General features: G+C 54.7%; 17 protein-coding genes. 4 read left to right on the top strand and 13 right to left on the bottom strand.

Annotated features, from left to right (window positions below; translation table 11 throughout):
* Positions 1–425 precede the first annotated feature (425 nt).
* Positions 426–2222, top strand: coding sequence for an NAD-dependent malic enzyme (locus tag ACT3TC_RS08895; RefSeq protein ID WP_444639793.1), 1797 nt, complete (start codon positions 426–428; stop codon positions 2220–2222).
* Between the two features lie 146 nt (positions 2223–2368).
* A complete protein-coding gene (fumC, locus tag ACT3TC_RS08890; protein ID WP_193054720.1) occupies positions 2369–3826 on the top strand; it encodes a class II fumarate hydratase in 1458 nt (485 codons plus the stop codon).
* Here the strand turns inward: fumC and ACT3TC_RS08885 are convergent.
* The gene (locus ACT3TC_RS08885; RefSeq protein WP_444639792.1) at positions 3823–4812 is read right to left on the bottom strand and encodes an IS481 family transposase; all 990 of its coding nucleotides are present in this window, start codon (positions 4810–4812) and stop codon (positions 3823–3825) included. The genes fumC and ACT3TC_RS08885 overlap by 4 nt on opposite strands.
* 317 nt (positions 4813–5129) lie before the next feature.
* Between ACT3TC_RS08885 and ACT3TC_RS08880 the strand changes: the two genes are divergently transcribed.
* Positions 5130–6266 (top strand): cupin domain-containing protein, encoded by a 1137-nt coding sequence (locus tag ACT3TC_RS08880; protein WP_444622215.1) that lies wholly within the window; start codon positions 5130–5132, stop codon positions 6264–6266.
* A gap of 85 nt (positions 6267–6351) precedes the next feature.
* Here the strand turns inward: ACT3TC_RS08880 and ACT3TC_RS08875 are convergent, their stop codons facing one another.
* The 12 genes from ACT3TC_RS08875 to rpsT form a co-directional block, all read right to left on the bottom strand.
* A complete protein-coding gene (locus ACT3TC_RS08875) occupies positions 6352–7374 on the bottom strand; it encodes a tryptophan--tRNA ligase (protein WP_444639790.1) in 1023 nt (340 codons plus the stop codon).
* 64 nt (positions 7375–7438) lie between these two features.
* Positions 7439–7948 (bottom strand): PilX N-terminal domain-containing pilus assembly protein, encoded by a 510-nt coding sequence (locus tag ACT3TC_RS08870; protein WP_444639789.1) that lies wholly within the window; start codon positions 7946–7948, stop codon positions 7439–7441.
* Positions 7945–8421 carry a PilW family protein gene (locus ACT3TC_RS08865; protein ID WP_444639787.1) on the bottom strand — a complete coding sequence of 159 codons (477 nt, stop codon included), beginning with the start codon at positions 8419–8421 and terminating at the stop codon, positions 7945–7947. The genes ACT3TC_RS08870 and ACT3TC_RS08865 overlap by 4 nt, the downstream gene beginning before the upstream one ends.
* Entirely contained in the window at positions 8411–8857 is a 447-nt protein-coding gene (locus ACT3TC_RS08860) for a type IV pilus modification PilV family protein (RefSeq protein WP_444639786.1), read from the bottom strand. The genes ACT3TC_RS08865 and ACT3TC_RS08860 overlap by 11 nt, the downstream gene beginning before the upstream one ends.
* Positions 8858–9262 (bottom strand): type IV pilin protein, encoded by a 405-nt coding sequence (locus tag ACT3TC_RS08855; protein ID WP_444639784.1) that lies wholly within the window; start codon positions 9260–9262, stop codon positions 8858–8860.
* A gap of 37 nt (positions 9263–9299) precedes the next feature.
* Entirely contained in the window at positions 9300–10277 is a 978-nt protein-coding gene (gene ispH, locus ACT3TC_RS08850; protein ID WP_444639782.1) for a 4-hydroxy-3-methylbut-2-enyl diphosphate reductase, read from the bottom strand.
* 73 nt (positions 10278–10350) lie between these two features.
* Positions 10351–10797 (bottom strand): FKBP-type peptidyl-prolyl cis-trans isomerase, encoded by a 447-nt coding sequence (gene fkpB / locus ACT3TC_RS08845; RefSeq protein WP_172118959.1) that lies wholly within the window; start codon positions 10795–10797, stop codon positions 10351–10353.
* Between the two features lie 80 nt (positions 10798–10877).
* Positions 10878–11408: a signal peptidase II gene (gene lspA, locus ACT3TC_RS08840; RefSeq protein WP_172118960.1), complete on the bottom strand. Its 531-nt coding sequence runs from the start codon at positions 11406–11408 to the stop codon at positions 10878–10880.
* Complete coding sequence (gene ileS / locus ACT3TC_RS08835; RefSeq protein ID WP_172118961.1) at positions 11401–14232, bottom strand: isoleucine--tRNA ligase; 2832 nt, start codon at positions 14230–14232, stop codon at positions 11401–11403. Before ileS ends, lspA begins: the two co-directional genes overlap by 8 nt.
* Positions 14233–14239: 7 nt before the next feature.
* Complete coding sequence (ribF, locus tag ACT3TC_RS08830; RefSeq protein WP_444639781.1) at positions 14240–15322, bottom strand: bifunctional riboflavin kinase/FAD synthetase; 1083 nt, start codon at positions 15320–15322, stop codon at positions 14240–14242.
* A gap of 160 nt (positions 15323–15482) precedes the next feature.
* Positions 15483–17072, bottom strand: coding sequence for a murein biosynthesis integral membrane protein MurJ (gene murJ / locus ACT3TC_RS08825; protein ID WP_444639779.1), 1590 nt, complete (start codon positions 17070–17072; stop codon positions 15483–15485).
* A gap of 109 nt (positions 17073–17181) precedes the next feature.
* Complete coding sequence (gene rpsT / locus ACT3TC_RS08820) at positions 17182–17448, bottom strand: 30S ribosomal protein S20 (RefSeq protein WP_009097974.1); 267 nt, start codon at positions 17446–17448, stop codon at positions 17182–17184.
* A 517-nt stretch (positions 17449–17965) separates the two neighbouring features.
* Between rpsT and cls the strand changes: the two genes are divergently transcribed.
* Positions 17966–19420, top strand: a complete 1455-nt coding sequence (gene cls / locus ACT3TC_RS08815) for a cardiolipin synthase (protein ID WP_444639777.1) — start codon at positions 17966–17968, stop codon at positions 19418–19420.
* Positions 19421–19443 lie beyond the last annotated feature (23 nt).

Here is a 19443-nt window from a genome sequence, read left to right as displayed (position 1 = left end):
ATTCCAGTGTTGAGATGATGAGCGAACTGATGGCGAAGCACCACGGGGCTCCGCCACCCACTCCATGATGACTGTTTTGTTGCTCACTTAGAAGCTGCATCCATCACTTTAAAAATAAATAAGCAATATTTTTTATAAAACAATATTAATATTAAAGGCTTATTTGTTTCTCTCATACCTATCCATAAAAAGCGTCAAATCATCCTAACTTTTATATTGTTTTTTTCATAAGCTAATCTACATTGATAAGTATCATTAATGACCTCTTAAGCAGTTTAAAAAGAAGTTATTCATGAGCAACAACCATTACAAGAACTATCACAAGAACTATCAAGATCAGATAATGGGTAACTAATAACGCCTGTACTACAGGCTTTTGGCGAAAAAAGCGACGATGGGTCGCAACGATTAAACGGAGAGTTATAATGTTTAGCAGGCAAGCCAACATATCGAAAGATAGCTCTGGTCGCACGCGCATTACAACAGCAGCACGTGGGTACGCAGTACTTCGCGACCCATCTTTAAATAAGGGAACATCGTTTAGTCAGAGTGAGCGTGACGCACTTGGTCTTAACGGGCTGCTTCCCCCAATTATTACTACTGAACTTGAACCGCAACTCATCCGCGCTTATGCGGCCTATAGCGCGGCACCTACTGATCTCGCAAAACATATATATATGTGGGATCTCCATGATGACAACGTGACAATATTTTATGCTCTCCTTCAACGTCATATGATGGAAATGCTTCCCATCGTCTATGACCCTATCGTTGGTGAGGCAATTGAGAACTTTAGTGAGATCATGCACCGGCCACGTGGGATCTTCCTTTCAATCAATGAGCCAGAAAAAATCGAGGAGAAACTTGCGGCCTTCGGTGCAGGCGCGAATGACATTGATTTGCTTGTGGCATCTGATGCCGAGGAAATCCTTGGTATCGGTGATTGGGGGGCCAACGGCATCGATATTTCTATTGGTAAGTTGGCTGTTTACACTGCAGCTGCTGGCGTAGATCCGCACCGAGTGGTGCCGGTGATACTGGATGTAGGGACTGACAATGAGAAATTGTTGAATGCCCCCCAGTATGTTGGGTACCGCCATGGTCGTATACGAGGCAAGCAGTATGATGATTTTGTGGACGCCTATGCGGCCGCAGCGCATAAGTTGTTCCCTAAAGCAATGTTGCACTGGGAAGACTTCGGTTCCACCAATGCACGCCGCATTCTGGCGCGTCATCGAGATAAGCTGCCAACGTTCAATGATGACATGCAGGGTACGGGCGCAATCGTACTCGCAGGTCTACTAAACGCGGTAGAACGCACAGGAAACCCCTGGAATGAACAACGCGTTGTAGTCGTAGGGTCTGGTACAGCAGGGTGCGGCATTGCAGATCAGATTCGGGACCAAATGGTTCGCCACGGAGTATCTAAAGAAGAGGCGACTCGTAAAATTTGGTTGGTGGACCTTCCTGGCTTGCTTACTGACGACATGACGGACGGCCTACTTGATTTCCAGCGTCCATATGCGCGGCCCCTTGATGAAGTCACTAATTGGAAACGCACACCCTGTGAGCCAATTCCGGCCGACGAAAGTCGCTGGCCTGCAATGGAGGCTCTACGCGCAGCACGCGCTGCCGCTAGCGGAATTATCGACCTTGCGGCGGTAGTCTCCGAAGTGAAGCCAACTATCCTTATTGGAACGTCGACGACCCCAGGCCGATTTACCGAAAGCATCGTCCGTGACATGGCGTCCAATGCTGAGAGGCCCATCATCTTTCCGCTTTCTAATCCCACCTTACTGCATGAAGCAACTCCTGCTCATCTCATAGAGTGGACAGACGGCAAGGTACTTGTCGCCACCGGCGCTCCCTTCGATGACGTGCAGTACAAGGGTGTCAACTATGTCATTGGCCAGGCTAATAATGCAGCTCTCTATCCTGGGTTGGGCTTTGGCGCCATTGTTGGACGCGTGGCCAAGATTACGGATGAAATGATTTTTGCTGCCGCGCAAGCGGTCGCGGGCCAAGGTCCTGAAGATAAGCCCGGCGCTTCGCTTCTACCATCGAATGCAGAGCTGCGCACCACATCCAGTGCAGTCGCTGTGGAAGTAATTCGGGTTGCTCAGAGTCAAGGGCTGGTGCGCGCCAAGGATCTTTCGGACCCTGTGGAAGCCGTACGTGAGGCTCAGTGGTGGCCAGTCTATAACCCTGTGGAAGCTGATTAAAGTAGTGCGAACTGACAGTCTACCTTCACATAGGGGGCAGGCTGTCAGTTCATTGTCGCTGACGATATTTCAATGACGCCATCAGCGTCTCCCCCCATTCCAACGACAGCTACGCTTTTATATCTTTGTATACAGGATAATAAGCTATGACGACGAATAATCAAGCAGATGCCTTACGTGATCTCCCCATTGGCATTGAGGCCGACGGCACACGTTCTGAATTCGATTCTATGGGAAGTGTCGACGTGCCGGCGGATCGTTACTGGGGTGCCCAGACTCAGCGCTCGCTGATTCACTTTAATATTGGTGATGATTTAATGCCAAAAGAGGTATATCACGCCTATGGATACGTGAAAAAGGCATGCGCTATGGTAAATGCGGCGGCTGGTCGATTGTCTGACACTAAGCGCGACGCAATCATTCATGCCGCTGATGAGGCGATCACCGGTAAGCTCGACGCCCACTTCCCGCTGTATGTCTGGCAGACAGGATCTGGTACTCAGTCGAACATGAATGTTAATGAGGTACTTTCGAACCGGGCAATTCAGCTTCTTGGCGGTAGCATCGGTTCTCAGCAACCCGTTGCTCCAAACGACGACGTCAATATGGGCCAGTCGTCAAACGATACATTTCCTACCGCCATGCACATCGCCTCAGTATTCGCGATTGATGAGGTACTGTTGCCCCAAGTAACAAAGCTTGTGGAGACGATTGAGAGCAAAGCCAACCGCTGGATGGACGTAGTAAAAATTGGACGTACGCACCTGGAAGATGCTGTCCCTTTAACGGTTGGCCAGGAATGGCACGGTTGGGCCGGGCAGATTAGAGCAGCAATTGCTGACATTGAGGCCAGCCGCTCGGGGCTCTACGAGCTGGCTGTCGGTGGAACGGCCGTTGGCACTGGCCTGAATGCGCCTAAAGGCTTTGCCGTCGACGTTGCTGCAAAAATCGCCGAACTGACTTTCAAGCCTTTCATTACAGCACCTAACAAGTTCACCGCACAAGGCTCGTTGGATGCAATGGTCCGAGCACATGCAGCACTTCGTGGGCTTGCAGTAGCGTTAATGAAGATTGCCAACGACATGCGCTGGCTGGCTTCTGGACCGCGTTGCGGCTTCGCCGAACTCACCTTGCCGTCCAACGAACCTGGCTCTTCTATCATGCCTGGAAAGGTTAATCCAACCCAGTGCGAAGCAATCGTCATGATTGCTATCCAGGTAATGGGCAACGATACAGCTGTTTCCGTCGCTGGCAGCCAAGGCAACTTCGAACTTAACGCCATGCGGCCTGTGATCATCAATAACTTTTTGCATTCTGCCCGGATTATCGCCGATGGATGCGGTAGATTTTGTGAGTTTTCTGTGGAAGGCACGGAACTGAACGAGAAGAAAATCAAAGAATACGTCGCAGGAAGTGTGATGCTAGTAACGGCTCTATCGCCCGTGATCGGTTATCAAAATGCAGCGCACATAGCCGAAAAGGCAATCGCGGACGGCACAAGCCTGCGTGATGCTGCCTTGGCTTCAGGCAAGGTTAGTGCCGAACTCTTCGACAAGACTATTAAGCCGCTAGATATGGTTGGCAGTGGACTTGCAGGTGCCTAAGTGTCGGGTCCCGCGTGATTGACAACCCGTTTGGTAAATAACTCAGGTCGCTTGGCCTGCCACTCCTTCATCGCCGCGATCGGTGATTGATGATGCAGCGCCTTCTGCGGGATATGGTGATTGTACAGCCAACAGTACCGCTTTAGCGTCTGTTCCAGGTCCTCGCCTGAGGTATACCGTCGAGTGGCCAGCACGTCGCTGATGCGGCCGTTGAACCGTTCTACCACACCGTTCGTCTGCGGCCTTCCCGGCTTGATCAGGCGATGGTCGATACCATGGGCCTGGCACTCCTGGTCGAACGGGTGGCGGCCGCTAGGCTTACGTTCACCGGCCCTTGTGAAGCGATCCGTGAAGGACTTACCGTTGTCGGTCAGCACTGTCTGAATCTTGAAGGGGCTCTTCTCTTCCACTCGCTTCATGAACGCCCGTGCATCCTTCGCGGACTGGCTGTGTCTGACTTCCAGATACACCCAGCGCGTTGCCCGATCGATGGCCACGTACAGGTAGCGTTTCTGCTGCTCGTCAGGCATCTGGGGCAGGTGCTTGATGTCGATATGCACGTACCCGGGCTCGTAGTCCTTGAACGGCTTGTGCCGAGGTCTCGCGTCATCGCCGGCATCCTGCCGTGCCAGGTTCGCCAGCGTTGGCACCTCACGCCGCTTGAGCATGCGGTGCAAGCCGGAGCGTGACAACCGAGGATTCAGGAACTCACGTGCCACGACGAGGAGGTCATCCAGGCCGAGACGAAGGAATTCGCGGGCGGCGATCAGCACGTCTTCCTGCTCGGTAGTGAGCGTGGCCAGCAGGTTGTGGCGTGTATGCGGCCGGTCATGGACATCGTCGCGGTATCGCCAGCGGCGTATGGTCGAGTCGGATACGCCATACTGACGGGCCAACTCGCTATCCGTGATGCTGGCGGGTGCTGCCTGGATCTCGGCACGGATTTTCGGTGTCGTGGTCGCCTGCTTATGCAGCTTGATGTCCATGAACCTGCTCCCGGATGAATTGCTGTAGAAGCTCTCTGGCTGCCAGCAAAGGATAACTCCTATAGCTCATTTGATCATCCGGAACCCAACACCTAAGAAAAATAGCACACCACTTTATCTTTAAAGTTCAATGATAACGTTTCTAAAGCAGACATATCGAACCTGGAGTTTGATGCTCTGGCCGTACGGTTATATAGCGCGAAGGAGAGTGAGGAGTTCGTTTAATTTCTGAATAGCATCACCCGGCTGTTATCCACTTCAACTGTAACAATAACTACATTGACCAATACGTTGTAAGTAAATACAGGAGCAAAGCCATGACTGATAAAGACGTACCTCAGCCCATTCGCGGAACCCAGGGCGCTGACGACCCAGGCCCACGTAATGTTGTTCTGGATAAAATGAACCCAGATATCTTCCTGCCTCCAGAAACCGACAATGCCGGGATCCCGAACCTGAAGTTTCCGTTCGCCATGGCTCATAACCGTCTTGAAGACGGCGGCTGGGCGCGGGAAGTGACGCTGCGCGAGTGCCCGGCTTTGGAAGAACTCGCTATCGTTAATATGCGCCTTGGCCCTGGTGTTATTCGTGAGCTCCATTGGCATAAAGAAGCCGAATGGGCCTATGTAACGGAAGGCCGCGTGCGTTTCTACCTGGTTGACGAAAACCGTCAAACGCTGGTTGAAGATCTCGGGCCAGGTGATCTCTGGTTTGCCCCCGCAGGCGTTCCACATGCCATTCAGGGTCTTGAAGAAGGTACCGAATTCGTGCTGATCTTCAATGACGGTAACTTCTCCGAAAACGAGACACTGCTCGTCACAGAGCTCTTCGCACATATGCCGAAAGAGGTGCTGGCCAAGAACTTCGGTGTTCCGGAAAGTGCCTTCGACAACATCCCGCCGTCTGAAAAGTATATTTTCCGTCAGCCACAGCCAGCGCCCATTGAGCAGGTTCGCGAAGAGCTCGGCGCTGGTAACATGACAGGCAAATATGTGTTCCGGGGAGGCGATATTCCTGAAAACACATGGCAAGGCGGCGCGACCAAAATCATCGATTCGAAAAGTTTCGACGTCACGACCATGGCGATGTTGATGATTAAGCTTGAGCCCGGCGGCATGCGAGAAATTCACTGGCACCCGGATGCTGATGAAATTCAGTACTACCTGTCTGGCCAGGCGCGCATGACCGTGTTCAATGCTGTCAGCAATGCGCGTACTTTTAACTACGGCCCCGGCGACGTCGGCTATGTGCCGAAGAACCTGGCGCACTACATTGAGAATATCGGTGACGAGCCAGTGTATGTTCTCAACGTATTCAACAAGGGCGACTACCGCGATGTCTCACTGAATCAATGGCTGGCGCTGACACCCGCCAGCATTGTTCAAGGCCACCTGGACGTCGATGACACACTAATGAAGTCACTGCGCCGCGAGCGTTGCCCGGTAGTGAAGTAATACGGTTGGGCAGTCATTGAAAACCGCTAGCCAGCCTCTTTGAGGCTGGCTTTTCTCACACTCAAAAGTGTGCGTTAATCATCCATCAGATAAAACGCCCAAGGCCGACCGCTGAGCGCAGTTTATCCATGGTTATCGCGGCCTCCTCCCGAGCACGCTGAGCACCTTTTTGCAGCACCGCTTCAATATGGGCAGGGTCATCCATTAGCGCATTGTAGCGCTCGCGGGGTTCGCTCAGGTGCGCATTGATATACTCAAATACCTGATTTTTAGCATCGCCCCAGCCAATACCGGCGGCGTACTGTTCACGCAGAGCAGACGTTTCGCTTTCGGTCGCAAAGGCCGAGTATATCTGGAACAGAGTGCAGGTATCCGGGTCTTTCGGCTCGCCGGGCTCAAGCGAGTTGGTCTTGATTTTACGCACCAGCTTTTGAAGCTTTTTCTCGGGTGAGAACAGCGGAATCGTATTGTTATAGCTTTTGGACATTTTGCGCCCGTCCAGCCCTTTCAACACTTCCACCTTCTCATTCACCACCGCTTCGGGCAGCGTAAAGTACTGCCCTTTATAGAGGTGGTTGAACCGCCCGGCCATATCACGTGCCATTTCGATATGCTGAATCTGGTCGCGCCCTACCGGCACCTTTTTGGCGTTGAACATCAGGATATCGGCAGCCATCAATACCGGGTAGCCAAAAAGCCCCATGGTGATGCCCTTGTCCGCGTCCTGGTCGCCTGCTTCTTCGTTCTCAGCCACGGCGGCTTTGTAGGCGTGGGCGCGGTTCATCAGGCCCTTGGCACACACGCAGGAAAGCATCCACGAGAGTTCTTGAACTTCAATCAAATCAGACTGGCGGTAAAAAATGGCGTTGTCGGTATCCAGCCCAAGCGCCAGCCAGGTAGCGGCAATTTCCAGGCGCGACGCTTGCACGCGCTTTGGATCCTGACAGCTAATTAGCGCGTGGTAATCCGCCAAAAAATAGAACGACTGCACATTGGGGTCCTGACTTGCTTCAATCGCCGGTTTAATGGCCCCAATATAGTTGCCTAAGTGCGGGGTGCCTGTAGTTTTAATGCCGGTTAAGACACGGGTTTTAGCAGTTTGACTCATTGTGTTTAGGCTCTTGGGCAAATAGCTCTATCATAACGCGCGAATTTACGCGTGGCGAATGCCATCAGCGCAATCCTGCCAGCCGCCACGTTGCTTCTTCCGGGCTTTGCCTCACAAAAACAGCGTGCGTACTGGCAGACGCACCACCGCTTCTGGCCGTGATGGCAACGCGCTGATCCGCCAGCCGCTCAATATCAATGATGAGATCATCAAATAATCGCCTTTGGCCCTCGGCTTGCGCTATTGGCAATGCCTCAAGCAGTGCGTTGAGCGCTTGGCGTGGCAACAACGCCTGACTGTCATCGCTCTGCAACTGTCGCTTATCGCCGATATCGAAGCCTGGTGGGTACGTTAGTAAACGATTCAAGAAGGCATCCCGCGATGCTGCATACTGGCGGTCCGACAAGACAGCCAGCAGGCTCTCGTCCAGCATTTGGGCCTGAACGGCAACCCGAAAATTACCCGCCAAGCGCTCATCGACTAACGCCGTTCGCATACTCGCTACGCCCAGCAACAGCGCGGCAGAAAGAAGTGCCATAACGATCACCAGCGCTGCACCCTGCTGATGCTTCATGGGCTGCCCTCCGTGGCGGGAAGGGACGTGAGACGCGTGATAACGTGATCACGCTGCATTACATGCCATACAAACGGCGCTTGGCGTTCGCCCGCAAATTGGAGCGTTATCCGATAAAGCCCTGTTATACCATCGGCGTCTTTCTCAAACAGCCTAAGCGAGTCGCATGCGTGATTGCCTTTATAAAGTCCTTCTATCAAGGGCTGGCTGTTATGACGTAACGCACAGGTGGTCGCATCGACCAGCGAGTCATTGACCTCATACTGGCCTGCTTCGCCTTTACGAATGTCGCGGGTGAGCGATTGAACGGCAAACACAAGCGCTTCCTGCTCGCGACTGATGGCCTCGACGCGCTGAAAGGTCGTCACAGTAGTTAACAAAAGCTGGCCTGCACCCAAAATAATAATGGCGCCGATCACCATCGCGACCATCATTTCAACCAGCGTAAATCCTCCTTGGCGCTTATTGAGCATTAGGCGCCTCGCCAGCATAGCGCGCTTCAATAAAGGGCAAGGTAAACACGTAGTCAAAATGGTCAGCCGCTTGATTGGAAGGCCGTGCACGCATCGTAATGGAGACGGTCAATTGGCAGCCTCCGGATACAAAAGCGCTATCAACCGTGCCCGTTGCACCGTTAAGCGGTGCTTGTGAAGGCGTAAACCACTCGGCCTGCCAGTCACTCTCCAGCCCCGCCAGCGCGAGGTGTCGGCAGTTTTGTTTCGCCGCCAACTGCGCCCAGGCGCGCTCCTGTGCATCCAGAGCTGCCACACTTGCCACGGAGTATTGGTAGCCCGAAGCGGCACTTTGCAGCGACGTTAGCTGAATGGCGGCGATGCCGATCAGCCCAAACGCCAGCAAGGCCAAGGCAATTAACACCTCAACCAGAGTAACCCCCTCTTGGCGCCGCACTTACCAGCACGTCTCGGGCAAGCGTTCACCTTGACTACTGAGCGTTATGGCCTGGCCACAGCCATCTTTTCGCTCAGTCGACGCGCTTAGCACATAGCGACCGTCCTGGCGTTCAGAATAGGCAAGGCGATAATGCCCGCTTGGTGACAGGCGGGACATCTCACACTCCTGGTAGGTGTAGGTTCGGGCGTGACAGCGCTCTAGTTCAGCCGCCGCCTGCCTTAACCCCGCATGCGCATCCGTGCGCAGGGATGTTTGCAGGTAGCGGGTGTAGGCAGGGTAAGCCATGCCAGCGATAAGACCGAGAATGCCCATCACCACCACAAGCTCAAGAAGCGTAAAACCGCGCTGACGCTCTATCGAGTCGCCAGCGCGAAAAGGATAAGGATAAAGCGAAAACCTCACGTGATGCTCCTGCGTCAGCCACCGCATACGCAGTGCATCAACTGCTGACGATTACCTGCTCGCGCAGCTCTTTGGGCATGGAGAACGTAATGCTCTCTTCGCGGCCTTTTAGCTCTTCTGGCATGGAAGCACCCAATGACTGAAGCTTGCCAATTACGCCTTTCACCAGCACTTCCGGGGCACTGGCACCCGCCGTTACGCCGATGCGGCCGACGTTTTCAAGCCACGTTGACTCAATCTGGTCGGCATTATCTATCAGGTACGCCGGTGTTCCCATACGCTCGGAAAGCTCGCGCAGGCGGTTAGAGTTGGAACTATTGGGGCTGCCCACTACAAGCACTAAGTCACTGTCCGCGGCCAGTTCACGCACCGCATCCTGGCGGTTTTGTGTGGCGTAACAAATATCATCTTTACGCGGCCCACTGATCTCGGGAAACCTCTCGCGCAGTGCGTCAATCACTTTGGCCGTGTCATCCATCGACAGCGTTGTTTGGGTCACAAAGGCAAGGCTGGAAGGATCCTTGACCTCCAGGCTGGCAACGTCCTGCTCATCTTCGACTAGATAGATGCGACCGCCATGCGCCGTGTCATAGCGCCCCATGGTGCCTTCTACTTCGGGATGGCCTGCATGCCCAATCAGCACGCACTCGTGCCCCCGCTTGGCGTAGCGCAAGACTTCCAAATGCACCTTGGTGACCAGCGGGCAAGTGGCATCAAACACTTTCAGCCCACGCCGGTCAGCATCGGACTGTACGGCTTGAGACACGCCATGCGCAGAGAAAATGACGATCACGTCATCCGGCACTTCGTCGAGCTCTTCCACGAAGACAGCCCCACGCTCGCGCAGCGTTTCCACCACAAAGCGGTTGTGGACAACTTCATGGCGCACATAGATAGGCGGCCCGAACACATCCAGTGCACGGTTGACGATGTCTATAGCGCGATCCACGCCGGCACAAAAACCACGCGGATTGGCCAATTTGATCTGTATGGGCTGTGCTTGCGTCGATTGCATAGTAGTGCCTTGATGCGTTACCGCACCGTTTAGTGAATAAGAACCCGGCTAATGCTAAAGCCAATGCTAAAGACTAGTGCGTTGTAACCGGTTTTACATCCAGTACGTCAACCTCAAAGGTTAACGTGCGTCCCGCCAGCGGATGATTAAAATCCACCTCGACGCGGTCGCCTTCAATGGTTTTGACCACACCAGGCAATTCCGTTCCCGCTTTATCGGCAAACGACATCACCATACCAATTTCAGGCGTTTCATCGCCAAAATCAGCGCGCTTTAACGTCTGGATATTTTGCGGATTGTGCTGCCCAAAGGCATGCTCGGGAGAGACCTGAAAAGTACCTGTCTCGCCCGTTGTCATGCCTTTAATCGGGTGCTCAAAGCCGGGTGGCAAATTGCCGTCACCGTACTGAAAGGTGGCCGGTGCCTTCTCTTTGGTAGAGTCCACTACCGTGCCATCTTCAAGTTTCAGGGTGAAGTGCAGGGTCACTTCCATCCCCTCATCAATCAGGTAATCACTCATTACACTGCTCGCTATGTGGTAAGGCCCTGGCATACTGCCACCAGGGCCTGATTAATGCTAACCGAGTTAGAGGTCGCGGGTTACTTCGTTGAGTGGGCTTTTTTGCGCCGCCGGTCACCCATCACTGACTCCCAAATCAACCCAATGGCCCCCAGAGTAATCCCGATGTCTGCCACGTTAAAGGCGGGATAGTACCAACCGGCCACATGAAACGATAAAAAATCGACCACGTAGCCATGCACCAGGCGGTCATAGAGGTTCCCAAGCGCCCCACCGATAATCAGCGGAAGCGAAATGGCCAGCAGCTTTTCATCGGCTCTAACACGGGAAAGCCAGATGGTTAAGCCCACGCTTGCGCCAATCGCGATGACCGCAAAAAACCAGCGCTGCCAACCAGGGTGAGAAGCCAAAAAGCTAAAGGCCGCCCCCGTGTTATGCATTAAGGTGAAGTTAAAAAACGGCAGCACTTCTACCGGCTGCAGATACCCCAGCTGGCTGCTGGCAATCGCCTTGGTGGCCAAATCCAGCACAATCACGGCAACGGCCAACCACAGCCAGCGCAGCGGCTGGCGCATGGGCGGCCGCGCGTTGGACGAGACCGACTCAGGCATAGTGACGCACCTCACCCGGGCCATCCGGCAGGTTAAGAATCGAACGCTTGCACAGCGTGGGATGCTCAGGATGCGTGCCTACGTCAGGGCGGCGCTCCCAGCTACGTTCGCACTTCTCAAACGCACTGACGACCACCGCTACTTTGAGCCCTTCTAGCTCGCTATAGGCAGATGCCTCGGCATCCGCTAGCGGCTTGAGGGTCGCTTCCGAGGTAATCAGCACAAAGCGTAACTCGTCGCCCAGTTGTGACAGCAACACATTGAGTTCGTCGCTGACGTAAAGGGTGACTTCGCTGTCCAGCGAGCCTTTGATGGCTCCTTCGCTACGCGCTTCTTCCAAGCGCTTATTCACCGCCTGCTTGACCTCTAGCACTGCTTCCCAGTATTCACGCCCCATCTCGGCGTCAGCATCAAGGGGCTTCAGGTCGGTATAGTAGGTTTCCAGCAGCACGCTGTCGCCACGTTTGCCCGGGATATGCTCGTAAATCTCCTCAGCGGTGAAGGAGAGAATCGGAGCGACCCAACGCGAAAGCGCCTCGATAACATGATAGAGCGCGCTCTGACAGCTGCGGCGTGCCAGCGAATCAGCCTGCGTGGTGTACTGGCGATCCTTGATGATATCCAGATAGAAACCACCCAGGTCGCGCGCGCAGAACGTATGCACCTGCTGATACACATCCAGGAAGCGGTACTCTTCATACGCTTTCTGAATGCGCTCCTGGAGCTGCAGTGCGCGGTCAACGACCCAACGATCCAGAGCGATCATATCCTCAAAAGCCACCATATCGCGCGCCGGGTCAAAGCCGGTCAGGTTGGCCAAAAGAAAGCGCGACGTGTTGCGAATACGCCGATACACGTCCGCTGTACGCTTGAGGATCTCATCCGACACGGCCATTTCATTGGAGTAATCCGTCGAGGCCACCCAGAGACGTAGAATGTCGGCACCTAGCTTGTCCATCACCGACTGCGGCGCGATGACATTACCCAACGACTTGGACTGCTTACGGCCTTGCGAATCGACGGTAAAGCCGTGGGTCAATAGCTGACGATACGGCGCGTGACCGTCAATTGCTGAACCGGTCAGTAGCGACGAGTGGAACCAGCCGCGGTGCTGGTCAGAGCCTTCCAGATACAAATCAGCTCGCGGGCCGCTTTCATGGCCATGTGGATGCGAACCACGCAGCACATGGCGGTGCGTGGTGCCGGAGTCAAACCAGACATCCAGCGTATCAGTCGTCTTGTCGTATTCGGCGGCTTCCGCGCCCAGCAGCTCAGCAGCGTCGAGGCTAAACCAGGCATCAATGCCTTGCTCCTGCACGCGTTTAGCGACTTCTTCCATCAGCTCAATGGTGCGCGGATGCAGCTCGCCGGTTTGCTTATGCAGGAAGAACGGAATCGGCACACCCCAGTTACGCTGACGCGAGATGCACCAATCCGGGCGGTTAGCGATCATGCTGTGCAGACGCGCCTGCCCCCAGGCGGGCGTGAACTGGGTCGCCTCGATGCCTTCCAGCGCACGTTCACGCAGGGTTTTACCGTCTTTCCCCTGAATATCCATGCCCACAAACCACTGGGCTGTCGCGCGGTAGATGACCGGCGTTTTATGGCGCCAGCAGTGCATGTAGCTGTGCACGATGGGCTTATGCGCCATCAGCGCACCCACTTCGTCAAGCTTGGCGACGATGTTGGGGTTGGCTTTCCAGATCATCTGGCCGCCAAAGAACGGCAGGTCATCAACGTACACGCCGTTGCCCTGTACCGGGTTCAGCATGTCGTCAAAGCTCATGTCGTGGGCGCGGCAGGTATTAAAGTCATCCAGGCCGTAAGAAGGCGCGGAGTGAACGATACCGGTGCTGCCCACTTCTGACTCGACGTAATCGGCCAGGTAAACTGGCGACAGGCGATCATAGAACGGGTGGCGGAAGTTGATCAGGTCTAGCTTTTCACCGCGAGTGGTAGCGATGACCTCGCCTTGTAAACCAAAGCGTTCAAGGCAGCTTTCGACCAGTTCTTCGGCTAGCAGCAGCAGGCGCTCGCCGGTATCGACCAACGCGTAGGTAAATTCGGGGTGAACGTTCAGCGCCTGGTTGGCAGGGATCGTCCAGGGCGTGGTGGTCCAGATCACCACCGCCGCCGGTTTGGGCAGCTCGCTCAGGCCAAACGCAGCGGCCAGCTTATCGGCATCTTCCACCGGGAAGGCGACATCAATCGCGTCGGACTTTTTGTCTTGATACTCGACTTCCGCTTCAGCCAAAGCTGAACCGCAGTCAAAGCACCAGTTAACCGGCTTCAGGCCCTTAAAGACGTAGCCCGCTTCGACCATATCGGCCAGTGCGCGAATCTCGCCTGCTTCATTGGCGTAGTCCATGGTGCGGTAGGGATGATTCCAATCGCCGATAATTCCCAAGCGCACAAAATCAGCCAGCTGTGTTTCAACCTGAGCGCCCGCGTACTCACGGCATAGCTCACGCGCTTTTGCAGGCGCCAGGTGCTTACCGTGCGTGGTTTCTACCTTGTGCTCAATGGGCAGGCCATGGCAGTCCCAGCCCGGCACGTAAGGCGCATCAAAGCCCGCCAGGTTTTTCGATTTAACGATAATATCTTTTAAAATTTTATTAACGGCGTGACCAATATGGATACTGCCGTTGGCGTAGGGAGGGCCATCATGCAGTACAAACAGCGGTGCGCCAGCACGCGCTTCGCGCAGGCGCTGGTACAGGTTCATATCTTGCCAGCGTGAAACGCGTCCCGGCTCCTGCTTGGGCAACATACCACGCATAGGAAAGTCGGTTTCAGGCAAGTTTAGCGTGTGCTTATAGTCCATGGTTCGGTCAGCCGTTGTTAGCATCGGCAGCGTCATCCGCCGAAGAAGGATCAGAAGAAATTGTCTTGGAAACCTGGGGCTTGGAAGCCTGAGCCTTGGAGGCCATAGCCTCACGCCCAAGCGGGGCCGAGGCTAGCGGCAGCGCGTTATGACAGTCAGTGACGGCCGTCGCAAAGTAGCGATGTGCCTGGCTCTGATCGCGCTCAATTTGCGCTTTTAGCGCATCAAAGTTGTCGAATTTCACTTCCCCACGAAGCCGCGCACAGGGAAATACCGTCATGCGTTTGTCGTAGAGGTCACCGTCAAAGTCAAACAGGTTGACTTCCAGTGTGGGCCGCCTGGAGCCAACCGTCGGCCGAAAGCCAACGTTAGCAATTCCGTGGTAGCGTTGGCCGTTTTCAAGCGTCACCCCAACGGCATAGACACCGCGCAACGTTAAGGGCTGAGGCAGCAGGGGCAGGTTCGCCGTGGGCACACCAATGGTGCGGCCAAGCTGCTGGTCACGTACCACACGCCCATCCAGCGAATACGCCCGCCCTAACAGATTGGCCGCTGCGGCAAAGTTACCGCTGGCAAGCAAGGTACGCACACGTGAGCTTGAAACCCGCTCGTTCTCAACCGTAAAGGTGCGGGTATGTTCAACCCCAAAGCCCTGCTCTTCGCCCACCGCTGCCAGCAGCGTAAAGTCACCCTGGCGGTCACAGCCAAAACGGAAGTCATCACCAACGACCAGATGTTTAACACCCAGCCCTTCGATCAGCACCTGATCAATAAATTCGCGCCCGGTCAGGCTTCTAAGGGCATTATTAAACGGCAGGCACAGCACCTGTTCAGCGCCGTACTGACCCAACAGACGCACCTTTTCACGCAAGCGCGTTAGCCGTGGGGGTGCCTGGTCACCGGCAAAATACTCACGCGGCTGGGGCTCAAACACGACCACGGTTAGCGGCACGTTTAGGCGCGCAGCGTGCTCGCGGCACTGCTGCAAAATTGCCTGATGGCCACGATGCACACCGTCAAAATTTCCAATGGTAGCGACGCAGCCACGCTGTGCCGCTACCAGATTGTGCAGTCCTCGAATGACGCGCATGGCACCTCAGCCGTTAATAATTTGCCGCTCCCAAACCTTGTTGGGTTTGGGTGAAGCTTAAAAAGCTCTGATTATAGCGAACCTGCCGTGATATATGTCTAACTCTCTGCCGATTCAACGTGACTTTTAAGCGTTCGGCCACGCATTGCCGCTGTAGGGTTTAGCTCTGCATTTTAAAATGCCGTGGCCGCAGGCCCAGCGCGGTAAGCCAGACAACATAAATCCCGCCCCCTAAACCTACCAGCCCGGCCACCCAGGCAACACGCTGCCACAGGCTAAACGCAAGCCACGCGTGCCACTCTGGCGACACCATATAAAGCGCAGTACACATCAAACCGCTACCGCCCAATAGTTGCACCGCGTACCGACCCCAGCCCGGCTGGAAAACCAGCACGCCCTGCCTGTACAGCAATACTCCCAGCATACCCGCGTTCATAAATGCCGACAGCGCCGTGGCGAGCGCCAACCCGGCATGGGCAAGCGGCCAAACCAACATCAGGTTGAACACCATATTAGCGACCATGGCGATAATACCCACCTTCACTGGCGTTTTGGTGTCCTGGCGGGCAAAAAAACCAGGCGCCAATACCTTAATCAGCATAAAGGCGACCAGGCCAAAGGCATAGGCACGCAGGCTCATCGCGGCCATCTGAATATCGTGGTCGGTCATTGCGCCATAGTGAAATAGCGTGATCAATAGCGGCTCGGCCAATACCGCCAACGCCAGTGCGGCAGGCAGGCCCACCAAAAGCACTAACCGGATCGCCCAGTCGAGCATGGCGGCAAAATGCGCCTTTGACTGTTCAGCGTGGCGCTTGGAAAGTGCGGGTAATATCACCGTTGCTATCGCCACACCAAAGACGCCGAGCGGCAGCTCTACCAAGCGGTCAGAGTAGTAAAGCCAGGAGACACTGCCCGCCACCAGCAGTGACGCCAACACCGTATCCAGCAGCAGGTTAATTTGCGAGACCGAGACCCCAAACAGCGCCGGGCCCATCAGCTTTAAAATGCGCTTAACGCCTTCATGAGCGAAGTTCGGCCAAGGCGTGGGCATCAGGCCCAAACGCATTAAAAACGGCACCTGAAAAATCAGCTGGGCAGCACCTGCAATCAGCACGCCCCAGGCCAGCGCCATGGCGGGCTCATCCATTAACGGCATTAAAAAGAGCGCGGCGCCAATGAGTGACAGGTTGAGCAAAACCGGCGTAAAGGCGGGCACTGCAAAACGGTTCCAGGTATTTAGCACGCTGCCAGAAAAAGCCGTGAGAGAGATCAGCAGCAAATACGGAAACGTGAGGCGCAGCATATCGGCGGTCAAGGCATGCTTGGCGGGGTCACTGCCAAAACCGGGCGCAAACACCCAGATAAGCCAGGGCGCGCACAGCATCGCAAGCGCGGTAATCAAAGCCAGCAACGCGGTTAAACTACCGGCTACGGCGTTGAGTAGCTCGCGAATTTCCTGCTTACTGCGCTGGGTCGAGTACTCGGAAAGCACCGGCACAAAGGCCTGGTTAAAGGCACCTTCAGCAAACAGGCGCCGCAAAAAATTAGGGATTTTAAAAGCGACAAAAAAGGCATCCGCACCATTCCCGGCGCCCAAAAGCGTCGCCACCACCACATCACGGATCAGGCCCATCACGCGAGAAAGCATGGTCATGGAGCTAACCACCAGCCCCGAGCGCATTAGCCCACGGCGTGGCGGCGCGCCAGGCGCGGCGGAAGTTTCATTCGGCGGCGTGTTTGAGGTCATTTTTGGATCCATAGGCGCGGATGGCCAATACCCATCATAGAGTCATTAGATAAAACCATCAGACACAAAAAAACCGGCCGTAGCCGGTTTTTTTATGGCGCCTGCCGGCTTACGCCGCCAGTGCCTTAATACGCTTGTTCAAACGGCTTTTCAGGCGCGCTGCTTTCTTCTTGGACAGCACGTCTTTATCAGCAATACGGTCAACGACCGGCTGCATTACCTTGAACTCTTCCATCGCCTTGCCGTGGTCGCCGGTGTTGATCGCTTTGATCACACGCTTGATATAGGTGCGGACCATGCTGCGCTGGCTGGCTTTCAGGACGCGACGAGTCTCGGCCTGGCGGGCGCGCTTGCGTGCTTGCTTGCTGTTCGCCACAGGTATCTCCTTGGAGAATAAAGGTTGCCGCAAATTCGGCAACGGATTAACTATGTGTTCGCCACGCTCATGTTCACTCTAAAAGCTGCCCATAACGCGACTTTCCTTAACAACCAATTGATTCGACAAGCCTTTAAGCTCTGTCAAATAGTGTGACCGGCAGTCAAATTGCCTGCCCGCCCACGGGTCTTGTCTGAGAGGATGGCGTAGTCTATCACGCACTATTCTTGCTTGCCACACGTTGTCAATGTTTTATTGCATCAGCCGGCCAACCGAATGGTTTACAAGGCGCTCTCAAAAGAAGCGACATGGACTTTGCCCAGCATCTTCTACATTATTGCTATTAAATATAAAAAACCGGTGTTTGCAGCGGCGTTCTTTGGCGGCCGATCCGCTAGCTTGTTTATCTCTGAGGCCTGCGTTAGCCGCACGGCCCCCGTGGCTACTAATGGAGGCCCTATGGCGTTCAGGGATAGTCAGACTCTCGAACAACTTCACTATTAAAGACGGACTCACTATGTCGGATTTTTCTCTTTGGTTTGCCGCTCATATGCTGGCCTACGTCGCCCTGGTGATCCGCGTGCTGACGGTAGAGGGCAAAGAGCCCGCCTCCCGAGCCGCATGGATATTGATTCTCTCGTTTCTACCTGGTTTAGGCATCATAGCTTACCTGCTACTTGGCGAACCCTGGATATCGCGCCGGTCACGACGCAAAGCAATTGGCACCGTCACACGGTTGGTAAAAGCCTATAACATAGGGAAAACATCGGCTCTGGAGCATGTACCAGACCGTTTTCGGCCCGCCTTTCGCGCCTGTGAGCATCTGGCGCATAGCGGCGTCACTAACCACAACACCGCCATGTTAACCGCCGACTCCAATGCAGCGATCGACGCGATGGTGGAAGATTTCGATGCCGCCAAGGAGAGCATTCATATCTCCTTTTATATTTGGCTTACTGACAACAACGGGCTCAAGATTGTAGAGGCCGTTAAGCGCGCGGCTGAACGTGGCGTGACATGCCGCATCATTGTGGACGGTATTGGTTCGCGAGCACTTACCCGTTCAGAGCACTGGGCCGCAATGAAAGCCGCCGGTGTTCAACTGTGCGTATCGCTGAAGGTCTCTTTTGGGCTTGACGCACTGCTTGGAAACCGCGCAGACCTTAGAAACCATCGCAAGATCGTCGTGGTGGATAACCGCCTAACCTACTGCGGAAGCCAGAACTGCGCCGACCCCGAGTTTCGTGTCAAGGCGAAGTATGCGCCGTGGGTAGATATCATGCTGCGTTTCGAGGGGCCAGTAGTGATGCAAAACCAGTTGCTGTTTGCGGCCAACTGGTTGATCGAATCCAACGAGCACCTTGATGTTGCCTGGGAAGTACCGCCATCCTGCACAGAAACCAGCACGGAAGCCATGAACAGCGCCAGCGCGGCTATTGCCTTTGGCACCGGGCCGCTGTCACCTAAAGGCGCCATGTCGGATGTGTTCGCCAGCCTTCTACACTGCGCCCAGCATGAAGTCGTGATTTCGAACCCCTACTTTGTTCCGGACGCCTCGTTGCTTTCGGCGCTGATTGGCTGCGCCAGGCGCGGCGTTCAAACCACGCTCATCCTGCCCCAGCGCAACGACTCCTTTGTGGTAGGCGCCATCAGCAAAGCCTATTACGCGCAGCTTGTTGCCGCTGGCGTGAAGATATTCGAATTTCGTGGTGGCCTTTTACATGCAAAAACACTGGTGGTGGATGAAGCAGTGGCGCTAGTCGGCTCGGCGAACATGGACCGGCGCAGCCTTGAACTTAATTTCGAGAATAATATTCTACTGCACTCCCCCGACGTAGCGAAAAGCATTAGAGAACGCCAAAACGCGTGGCTTTCCGATGCCAATGAAGTGGTCCCCGACCAGGTCATTCATCGCTCGTTGTTACGCCGCATCGGCGATAACGTTGCCACCATTTTCAGCCCAGTGATGTAATCATGAAAGATAGCGGCTACCAC

Origin of the sequence: Halomonas sp. AOP27-A1-41, assembly GCF_052378605.1 — a bacterium.
Taxonomy (GTDB): Bacteria; Pseudomonadota; Gammaproteobacteria; order Pseudomonadales; family Halomonadaceae; genus Vreelandella; species Vreelandella citrativorans.
The sequence above is the reverse complement of the archived record's forward strand: the minus strand, read 5'-3'. Positions and strand labels throughout refer to the sequence as shown.